Genomic DNA, 5,523 nt, shown 5'->3' on the forward strand with positions numbered 1-5,523 from the left:
ACCGCGATCGGCGTAGGCGTCCGCGAACTCCGCGCATGCCTGCGCGTCTCCAGCCACCACCACCTGCCGGGGGCCATTCACCGCCGCCACCGACAGATCCTGGCCCCAGCGGGAGATCCACTCCCGCACCTCCTCCAGTCCGGCGGGCACCGACACCATCCCGCCCGTACCCGCCAGCCCGGCCAACGCCCGACTGCGCAACGCCACAACCCGCGCGCCGTCCTCCAACGACAACCCGCCCGCGACACACGCCGCCGCGATCTCGCCCTGACTGTGACCAACCACCGCCGCCGGCTCCACGCCGCAGACCCGCCACAACTCGGCCAGACTCACCATCACCGCCCACGACGCCGGCTGGACCACATCCACCCGCGCCAACAACTCCGCATCGCCCAACACATCACGCAACCGCCAGTCGACGAACGGCGCCAGGGCCTGCTCACAGCGTTGCATCGCTGCGGCGAAGACGGGCTCCTCGTCCCACAACTGCAAGCCCATCCCAGCCCACTGCGCACCCTGACCCGCGAACACAAACACCGGCCGCGACACCGACAACGAACCAACGCTCCCGGTCACCACACCGGGCGCCTCCTGACCCGCGGCAGCCGCAGTCAGGCCCTCCAGCAGCTGGCCACGGTCCTGGCCGATCACGGCCAGCCGGTGGGAGAACGCCATCGTCCGCGTCACCGCCAACGACAACGCCACATCCCCGACCGCGACCTCCGGACGATCAGCCACGAAGTCCGCCAACCGACCCGCCTGCGCAGCCAGCGCCGCAGCAGACCGCGCCGACAACACCCACGCCACCGGACCCGCAGAGTCCAGCCCATCCAGGACAGGAGCATCCACGGCAGGGACGTCCTGCGCGGGCTGTTCCAGGATCAGGTGGACGTTGGTGCCGCTGATCCCGAACGCCGACACACCCGCACGCCGCGGACCAGAACCCTCAAGCCACTCGCGAGGCGCCGTCAGCAGTTCCACCGCCCCGGCCGACCAGTCCACATGCGTAGACGGGGCATCCACGTGCAGCGTCTGGGGCAGCATCCCATGGCGCATCGCCTGCACCATCTTGATCACACTGGCCACACCGGCAGCCGCCTGGGTGTGACCGATGTTCGACTTCACCGACCCCAGCAGCAACGGCCGGCCCTCCGGCCGGTCCTGACCATAGGTGGCCAGCAGCGCCTGCGCCTCGATCGGGTCACCCAATGCGGTGCCGGTGCCATGCGCCTCCACCACATCAACATCGCCCGGCTGCAACCCCGCACTCGCCAACGCAGCCCGGATCACCCGCTGCTGCGACGGACCATTCGGCGCCGACAAGCCGTTGCTGGCCCCGTCCTGGTTGACCGCACTGCCCGCCACGACCGCCAACACCCGGTGGCCACGAGCGCGCGCATCCGACAGCCGCTCCAGCGCCACCATCCCGACGCCTTCGCCCCACCCGGTACCGTCAGCGGCATCCGCGAACGGCTTGCACCGGCCGTTAGCGGCCAGTCCTCGCTGCCGCGCGAACTCCGTGAACGCACCCGGGGTGGCCATCACCGTGACGCCACCGGCCAGCGCGATCCCGCACTCCCCAGAGCGGAGTGCCTGCGCGGCCAGGTGAATCGCCGTCAGCGACGAGGAACACGCCGTGTCGATCGAGACCGCGGGACCCTGCAGCCCCAGCGAGTACGCCACCCGGCCCGACGCCACACTCGCCGTGGTCCCGGTTATCCCGAAGCCGCCGGCACGATCCTGCTCCCCAACCTGGTAGCCCGACGCGATGATTCCGGCATAGACCCCGGCATCAGAATCCCGGAGCGAACCCGGCTCGATCCCCGCGTCCTCCAGTGCCTCCCAGCACGTCTCCAGCAACAACCGCTGCTGGGGGTCCATCCCCAATGCCTCACGCGGACTGATCCCGAAGAACTCCGCATCGAAATCACCAGCGCCGTCAAGGAACCCACCCACCCGGGCATAACCCGTGCCCGCATCACCGGACTCAGACAGGCCCGGCGTCTCCCAGCCACGGTTCACCGGGAAGCCCGACATCGCATCGGACCCTCCGGCGACCAGCTGCCAGAAACCCTCCGGGTCCTCGACCCCGCCCGGGAACCGGCAACCCATACCGACAATCGCCACCGGCTCGTCCGTGCCGACGCGGACCGCAGATACGGCGGCCACCCCGTCGGTCCCGCACACCTCTGCGACCAGATACCGGGCGAGCTCCACCGGTGTCGGGTGGTCGAAGATCAGGGTGGCGGGAAGGCTCAGGCCCGTCTCAGCAGCGAGTCGATTGCGGAGTTCCAGCCCGGTCAGGGAGTCGATGCCCATGTCGCGGAAGGCCCGCTGGGGATCGACGTCCCCAGGTCGGGCATGACCCAGGACAACAGCGGTGGCAGACCGAACGATCTGCAGGACTTCCTGCTCACGCTCGGCGGGGGCAAGCGCGGCCAACCGCGCCGCCAAGCCGCCCACGACGGCAGCCACGGCCGCCGAAGGGCGCGCGGAGACACCACCGGCAACCAGGCCGTGCAGCAGCGCAGGCACTGGCCCTGCAGCGCGTGACAACGCGGTCAGGTCCAGTCGGGCCGGGACCGCCAACGGCGCACCCAACGCAGTAGCAGCGTCGAACAACGCGAGGCCCTGCTCGGTCGTCAGCGGCTGGACACCGCCACGGCGCAGACGGGAGAGGTCAGCGCCGGCCAGTTGCCCGGTTATCTCCGAGGTCTGGGCCCACAGGCCCCAGGCCAGCGACTGACCAGCCAGGTGCCGGTCGCGGCGGTAGGCGGCCAGCGCGTCCAGGAACGCGTTGGCCGCGGCGTAACTCCCCTGCCCCGGACTGCCCATGACAGCTGCGGCCGAGGAGTACAGGACGAAGCCGGCCAGGCCCGCGCCCTCGGTCAGCTCGTGCAGGTTCCAGGCCGCATCAGCCTTGGCCGCCAGGACGGTCGCCATGCGCTGCGGTGTCAGCGACTCCACGGTGGCGTCGTCGATCACACCGGCGGCGTGCACCACCGCGGTCAGCGGCCGCTCAGCCCCGATCTTCGCCAACACCGAGGCGAGGGCGCTGCGGTCGGCGGCGTCGCCGGCCTGCACCCGCACCTCCGCACCCGACTGCGCCAACTCCGCAACCAGACGGGCAACTCCCGGCGCGGCCGGGCCCCGCCGCGACATCAGCAGCAGATGCCGCATGCCACGGACGTCCACCAGGTGCCGGGCCAACTCCCCACCCAGCGTCCCTGTCCCACCCGTGACCAGGACGGTGCCCTGCGGGTCCCACTCGGCGGGGACGTTCAGTACGACCTTGCCGAGATGCCGGGCGGCCTGCAGATACCGCAGCGCCGCCACAGCCTGGGAGAGCTCGAAACACGTCACTGCGGGCGGCTGTAGCGTCCTCGCCTCGAACATCGCCCCGAGTTCGGCCAGCATCTCCGCGACTCGCGGCTCGCCCGCGTCCATCAGGTCGAACGCCTGGTAGACCACTCCCGGGTAGGACTGAGCAACCTGCTCGGGGTCCCGGATGTCGGTCTTGCCCATCTCGACGAACCGGCCACCGCGCGGCAGCAGCCGCAGCGACGCGTCCGTGAACTCCCCGGCCAGCGCGTTGACGACCACGTCCATACCCTCGCCACCGGTCACGGCCAGGAACCGCTCGCAGAAAGCCAGGTCCCGGGTCGAGGCAATGTGGGTGTCAGCCACGCCCATGGCCCGCAACGCGTACTGCTTGGCCGGGCTGGCAGTCGCGAAGACCTCCAACCCCCATGCCTTTGCCAACTGCACCGCAGCCGTACCCACACCACCGGTCCCGGCGTGGATGAGGACTCGCTGCCCGGGACGGACTCGGGCCAGATCCCGCAACGCGTAGAACGCGGTGAGGAACCCTACCGGCACCGCCGCAGCCTGCTGGAAAGACCAACCCTGCGGGATGGCGGCCACCAACCGGCTGTCGACAATCCCGACCGGCCCCCAACCGGGCACCAGACCCATGACTGGCTGACCCACCGTCAGATCGCTCACTCCAGGACCGGTCTCCAGCACGACCCCGGCGCCTTCCCCACCAAGACCTCTGTTGTCCGTGACCATCCCCAGCCCGGTCACCACGTCGCGGAAGTTCACACCCGCCGCACGCAGACCAACCCGGACCTGACCCGCCGACAACGCCGCGCCCACCTCGGGAGCATCGACAACAGCCGCACTGCCCAGGTCACCCGGCTGAGCCACCTCAACCCGCCACCCCGAACCACCCGGCAGCACCAACTCACCGGACACACCGGCCCGGACCAGCCGTCGACCGAACGCCGCGACTCCCCCGCCGTCAGTAGCGGGACGGATGCAGACCTCGGGATCGCCGGCGTCCAGTGCCACAGCCAGGACAGCGTCCACGTCAGCGTCGTGACCAGGGTCCAGGCCGGCCGCCGGGTCGACATCGACCAGCAGCAGACGGCCCGGGTGCTCGGACTGCGTGGAGCGGACCAAGCCTGCCACCGCTGCGGAGGCCAGGTCCTGCCCGGCGGCTACGCCCTGGGTCCAGATCACCAACCGCGCGTTGTCGGTCTCGGGGTCGGCGAGCCACTGCTGCACCCAGCCCAGCACCGTCGCGGCAGCCAGCTGAGCCGCCTGCGGCGCCGACGCCCCCGACGGAGCAGCCGGAACCGCAGCAACCACCACCGGAGGCAACTCAGACTCGACCGACTGGCCGTGCCGCACCCACTGCACTGCGGCGGCGTCAGAGTCCTGCGGCACCGGCAGCGGGACCCAGTCCACCGTGAACAGCGACTGCCGCACCTGCCGACCAGACCCAGCGAACTGACCAGCCGGAATCTCACGCAATGCCAGCGACCGGGCCTCCAATACCGGCTGACCGACAGCGTCAAACGCTGTCACCGAGACGCCGCCCGCCCCGCGGGCCAAGACCACTCGCAGGTGGCGTGCACCGCCCGCCAGCAGCCGCACCCCCGACCACGCGAACGGCACACCATCACTGGCGACCAGGAGACTGTGCAGGGCGGCGTCGAGCAGAGCGGGATGCAGACCGAACCCGGCCGCATCGGAGTCAATACCCTCGGGCAGTTCGGCCTCGGCGTAGACGGTGTCCCCGGCCCGCCACATCTGACGCAGGCCCTGGAACGCCGGCCCGTAGCCGTAACCGCGCTGGGCAAAGCCTTCGTAGGCATCGTCGACCGGAACCGACTCCGCACCGGCCGGGGGCCAGGCACCCAGCGGGGCGGGGGCAGGCTCACTGCCGGCAGGAGCCAGCACGCCGACCGCGTGCCGAACCCACTCGCCCTCTCCCTCTCGGGAGGAGACCATCACCGTCCGCCGACCACTGTCGCCGTCACTGTCACCGACATGGACCTGCAACTGCACGCCACCGGAACCGGGAAGGACCAGCGGCTCCTGGAGCGTCAGCTCCTCCAGCATGCCGCACCCAGCCAGATCACCGGCGTGGACCGCCAGGTCCACGAACGCCGTACCCGGCAGCAGGACCGTGCCGTGGACCGCGTGATCGGCCAGCCACGGCATCGCGGCCAGCGA

General features: G+C 70.7%; 1 protein-coding gene and 1 pseudogene. Both read right to left on the reverse strand.

Features of this window, described 5'->3' with window-relative positions; all coding sequences use genetic code 11:
- The coding region (locus tag ACGFWI_RS38680) for an SDR family NAD(P)-dependent oxidoreductase (protein ID WP_393910753.1) at window positions 1–5,247 on the reverse strand (5,247 nt) is incomplete at its 3' end.
- Between the two features lie 96 nt (window positions 5,248–5,343).
- Window positions 5,344–5,511 (reverse strand): annotated as a pseudogene (locus tag ACGFWI_RS38685) (hypothetical protein); the annotation flags it as partial.
- Window positions 5,512–5,523: the final 12 nt, after the last annotated feature.

The organism is Streptomyces sp. NPDC048434, assembly GCF_043200375.1.
Classification (GTDB): Bacteria; Actinomycetota; Actinomycetes; order Streptomycetales; family Streptomycetaceae; genus Streptomyces.